General features: G+C 64.2%; 1 protein-coding gene. It reads left to right on the top strand.

From position 1 onward, the window contains the following. A partial coding sequence (locus BN358_RS29420) for an extracellular solute-binding protein (RefSeq protein WP_157593534.1) occupies positions 1-369 on the top strand: 369 nt, incomplete at both ends.

Genomic DNA, 369 nt, shown 5'->3' with positions numbered 1-369 from the left:
AACATCGTCAAGACCAAGCTCGCCACCGGCGACATGGCCGAGGTCTTCGGCTACAACTCCGGCTCACTGCTGGCGGCGCTCGATCCGGCCAAGAACCTGGTGCCCATGACCGACGCTGCGCTGGCCAACGTCCAGGACGCCTTCAAGTCCTCGGTGACCTCTGACGGCAAGGTCTACGGGGTTCCCGTCGGTGGCGCCACCGGTGGCGGCATCCTCTACAACAAGAAGGTGTTCGCCCAGCTGGGGCTCTCCGTGCCGAAGACGTGGGCCGAGTTCATGGCGAACAACGCCAAGATCAAGGCAGCCGGCATCGATCCGGTCATCCAGACCTACGGCGACACCTGGACCTCCCAGTTGTTCGTGCTGGCC

The sequence above is a fragment of the Sedimentibacter sp. B4 genome, from assembly GCF_000309315.1.
GTDB lineage: Bacteria > Bacillota > Clostridia > Tissierellales > Sedimentibacteraceae > Sedimentibacter > Sedimentibacter saalensis.
Note: the sequence above shows the minus strand (reverse complement) of the source record. Positions and strands in the feature narration are given on the sequence as shown.